Source organism: Actinomadura sp. NPDC049753, assembly GCF_040674655.1.
In the GTDB taxonomy this organism is placed as follows: domain Bacteria; phylum Actinomycetota; class Actinomycetes; order Streptosporangiales; family Streptosporangiaceae; genus Spirillospora; species Spirillospora verrucosospora.
On record NZ_JBFARL010000352.1, the window covers coordinates 1 to 4,155 of the forward strand.

The 4,155-nt window shown below is 73.2% G+C and carries 4 protein-coding genes; 2 read left to right on the forward strand and 2 right to left on the reverse strand.

The window, feature by feature from the left end; translation table 11 throughout:
- Positions 1-182, forward strand: a 182-nt coding sequence (locus AB0K37_RS40575) for a hypothetical protein (protein ID WP_363991148.1), incomplete at its 5' end; no start/stop codon positions are given.
- Positions 183-195: 13 nt separating this feature from the next.
- Here the strand turns inward: AB0K37_RS40575 and AB0K37_RS40580 are convergent.
- Both AB0K37_RS40580 and AB0K37_RS40585 read right to left on the reverse strand, forming a co-directional pair.
- Positions 196-864 (reverse strand): hemerythrin domain-containing protein, encoded by a 669-nt coding sequence (locus AB0K37_RS40580; RefSeq protein ID WP_363991150.1) that lies wholly within the window; start codon positions 862-864, stop codon positions 196-198.
- An 81-nt stretch (positions 865-945) separates the two neighbouring features.
- Positions 946-1,740, reverse strand: a complete 795-nt coding sequence (locus tag AB0K37_RS40585) for a TetR/AcrR family transcriptional regulator C-terminal domain-containing protein (RefSeq protein WP_363991153.1) — start codon at positions 1,738-1,740, stop codon at positions 946-948.
- Positions 1,741-1,821: 81 nt separating this feature from the next.
- On the opposite strand from AB0K37_RS40585, the gene AB0K37_RS40590 reads away from it, so the two are divergent.
- Complete coding sequence (locus AB0K37_RS40590; protein WP_363991155.1) at positions 1,822-4,131, forward strand: excinuclease ABC subunit UvrA; 2,310 nt, start codon at positions 1,822-1,824, stop codon at positions 4,129-4,131.
- The last annotated feature ends 24 nt before the right edge of the window (positions 4,132-4,155 follow it).

Below are 4,155 nucleotides of genomic sequence, written 5' to 3' on the forward strand. Positions count from 1 at the left end.
CCGGCGTCCGCCGCGCCGCCCGCACCCCCTCGACGACCCCGGCCGCACGCGCTCCACTGGCACGCGCCGTCGGCGCCGCCACCCGCCGCCTGCACGAACTGCACTCCGGCCACGTCGGCGACTACGCCGCCTGGCTCACCGCGGGCGTCGCCGTCCTGGCCCTGCTCACCACCCGCTTCTGAACTCCCAGGCAGGTCAGATGCTCCAGAGCCGGCGCTTGCGGTAGCGAGGCTCCCACATCACCCGGTTCAGCTCCCGCAGCCGCTTGGGCAACGCCGTCAGGAACCGGCTCCGCTCGACCGGACCGATCCCGTCCACCACCCACGGCACGAACAGCGGCGTCCCCGCCGCGCAGCGGTCCCGCGCCTCACCGGCCAGCGCCCGCCACTCCGCGCCGGACAGCACCGACTCCGCCAGCGGCAGCGCGCTCATCTCCTCGTGCCGCAGATGCCGCTCCAGCGCCTCCCGCAGATCCCGCACCGCCTCCGGCAGATCACCGCCCTCCCCGCCGTCCATCGCCGCATCGTCCATCGCCGCGTCGACGCGGGCGATCAGCGGGGCCAGGCCGGCGTGGTCGGCGCGCATCTCCTCCAGCACCGCCCGCTCGGCCCGGCGCCCCGCCACCGCGCGCTCCACACGCGGCCACAGCCACCCGTCCTCCAGCTCCTGGTGCAGCCGGATCTGCTCCTTGAGGTTCTCCCAGCCCGCGCGCACGTGCCCCGCCCGGCCCTTGCCCGCAGCCGCGGCCGCCGCGAGCCGGTCCAGGTCCCGGCGGAACGCCTGGTGGGCGGCGTACAGGAGGGTGTGGCACGTCATGTCCCGCGGCCGCGTCGCGATAGTCTCCGAACCTGCGAAGGTCTCCATATCTATAGGAGGGCTCCGGCGGCCTCGATGTGACGTCCGGTGCCCCCGAGAGACCCACCTCACACGCCCTGCGCCACCCGGTCAGCCGCCATCCCTTTCGGCGGCCATGGCGGCGGCGATGCCGTCCAGGACGAGCGCCAGGCCGCCCTCGAACGCCTCCCGCGCCGCCTGCTCCAGATAGGGGACGTCCGCGGCGCCGCCGAGGGAGTCCTCGGAGTTCAGCCAGGCCACCAGCGGGAAGCGCTCGGCGAACCCGGGCGCCAGCGCCTCCAGGGCGCCCGCCCGGCCGTACCACCACTGCTCCTCCGACAGGCCCGTCGCCCGCACCGCCTGCCGCGACTCGGCGAGGGTCTGCGCCGCGCCGCGCACCACGCTCGACAGCGCCGACACCGCGCGCCGCGCCCGCCGCGCCGGCAGCCCGGTGGCGGCCAGCACGCCCAGCAGCGCCTCCAGCGCCCGGTACTCGTTCGGGCCGAGCACGGGCCGCGCCTGCGACACCTGCAGCATCCACGGATGCCGCAGGTAGAACTCCCAGGAGTCCCGCGCCCACCGGGTCAGCGCCGCCCGCCAGCCGTCCGCGGCGTCGTAGCCGCCGGGCAGCTCGGCCAGCGCGCGGTCGTACATCAGGTCCACCAGCTCGGCCTTGCCCGGCACGTAGGTGTACAGGGCCATCGCCGTGCGGCCGAGCCGCTCCCCGACCGCGCGCATCGACAGCGCCGCCATGCCCTCGGCGTCCGCGACGGCGATCGCGGCGTCCACGATGATCTCCACGCTCAGCCCTGGCCGCGGCCCCGGCCCCGTGCGGGGCGCCTGCGCGCCCCGCCACAGCAGATCCATCGAGCGGCGCGGATCGCCCTGCCCGGCGAAGACGACCAACCTGCATCTCCTTATGCCATAAACTATCGAAATCGAGGATCTCTTTACGCCCTAAGATATCAAGCGAGTGAGGAAGCCCCCATGCCGCTCCAGCCGACGACCGCGCAGCCCGAGCCGCCCGCCGGCGGGCTCCGCGCCGCCGACGCCCACGACGTGATCGAGGTCCGCGGCGCGCGGGAGAACAACCTCGCCGACGTCAGCCTGGACGTCCCCAAGCGCCGCCTGACCGTGTTCACCGGGGTGTCGGGGTCGGGCAAGTCGTCCCTGGTGTTCGGCACCATCGCGGCCGAGTCGCGGCGGCTGATCAACGAGACCTACACCGCTTTCGTGCAGGGCTTCATGCCGAGCGTCGGCCGCCCCGACGTCGACGCGCTGCGCAACCTCAGCGCCGCCATCGTCGTCGACCAGGAGCGGATGGGCGCCAACTCCCGCTCCACCGTGGGGACCGCCACCGACGCCCACACCATGCTGCGCATCATCTTCAGCCGGCTCGGCGAGCCGCACGCCGGCACCTCCTCGGCGTTCAGCTTCAACAACGCCGAGGGCATGTGCCCCGACTGCGAGGGGCTCGGCCGCGCCTCCCGCATCGACCTGGACCAGCTGGTCGACCGGGACCTGTCCCTCAACGAGGGCGCCGTCACCGTCCCGAACTTCGGCGTCGGGTCCTGGTACTGGAAGGTGATCGCCGACTCGGGGCTGTTCGACCCCGACGCCAAGCTGCGCGACTACACCCCCGCCCAGTGGGACGACCTGCTCCACAAGCCCGCCACCAAGATCAAGAGCAGCGGCATCAACACCACCTACGAGGGCCTGCTGGTCAAGGTCAAGCGCCTCTTCCTGGACAAGGACACCGAGTCGCTGCAGCCCCACATCCGCGCGTTCGTCGAGCGCGCCGTCGCCTTCAGCGCGTGCGGGGCCTGCGGCGGCGCCCGCCTCAACCAGGCCGCCCTCGCCAGCCGCATCGGCGGGCTCAACATCGCCGACTGCGCCGCCATGCAGATCAGCGACCTGGCCGCCGTCGTCCGCGAGATCACCGAGCCGTCCGTCGCGCCGGTGCTGGCCGCCCTGCAGGAGACCCTGGACTCCCTGGTCGAGATCGGCCTGGGCTACCTCAGCCTCGACCGCGAGTCCCCCACCCTGTCGGGCGGCGAGGCCCAGCGCGTCAAGATGGTCCGCCACCTCGGCTCCAGCCTCAGCGACATCACCTACGTCTTCGACGAGCCCACCGCCGGCCTGCACCCCCACGACATCGCCCGCATGAACGACCTGCTGCTGCGCCTGCGCGACAAGGGCAACACCGTCCTGGTCGTCGAGCACAAGCCCGAGACCATCGCGATCGCCGACCACGTCGTCGACCTCGGCCCCGGCGCCGGCGCTGAGGGCGGGCGGATCTGCTACACCGGCGACCTGCCCGGGCTCCGCGTCTCCGGCACCCTCACCGGACGCCACCTCGACCACCGCGCCCGGCTGCGCGACAAGGTCCGCGAGCCGTCGGGGCACCTCACCATCAAGGGCGCGAACCTGCACAACCTCAAGGACGTCGACGCCGAGATCCCCCTCGGCGTCCTCACCGTCGTCACCGGCGTCGCCGGATCGGGCAAGAGCTCCCTGATCCACGGGTCCCTGCCCGGCCGCGACGGAGTCGTCGTGGTCGACCAGTCCCCCATCCGCGGATCCCGCCGCAGCAACCCCGCCACCTACAGCGGGCTGCTGGACCACGTCCGCACCGCCTTCGCCAAGGCCAACGGCGTCAAACCCGCCCTGTTCAGCGCCAACTCCGAAGGCGCCTGCCCGGCCTGCAAGGGCATCGGGCTGGTCTACACCGACCTGGCGATGATGGCCGGCGTCACCTCGGTGTGCGAACAGTGCCAGGGCCGCCGCTACACCGACGAGGTCCTCACCTACACCCTGCGCGGCAAGGACATCAGCCAGGTTCTGGCCATGCGCGTCGCCGAGGCCCGCGAGTTCTTCACCACCGGGCAGGCCCGCGCGGTCCTGGACCGCCTCGCCGACGTCGGCCTGGGCTACCTCGGGCTGGGCCAGCCCCTCACCACCCTGTCCGGCGGGGAGCGCCAGCGCCTCAAACTCGCCATCCACATGGCCGAGAAGGCCGCCACCTACGTCCTGGACGAGCCCACCACCGGCCTGCACCTGGCCGACGTCGACCAGCTCCTGGCCCTGCTGGACCGGCTCGTCGACGGCGGCAACACCGTCATCGTCATCGAGCACCACCAGGCCGTCATGGCCCACGCCGACTGGATCATCGACCTCGGCCCCGGCGCCGGCAGCGACGGCGGCCGCGTCGTGTTCACCGGAACGCCCGCCGAGCTGATCGCCGGCGCCGACACCCTCACCGCCCGCCACCTGCGCGACTACGTCCAGGAAGCCTGACCCGGCCCGGCCCGCCGGGCGGCC

Bases quoted from the DNA above. Each gene is read 5' to 3' on its own strand.
- AB0K37_RS40590 (WP_363991155.1), top strand. From the start codon at position 1,822: ATGCCGCTCCAGCCGACGACCGCGCAGCCCGAGCCGCCCGCCGGCGGG.
- AB0K37_RS40580 (WP_363991150.1), bottom strand. From the start codon at position 864: ATGGAGACCTTCGCAGGTTCGGAGACTATCGCGACGCGGCCGCGGGAC.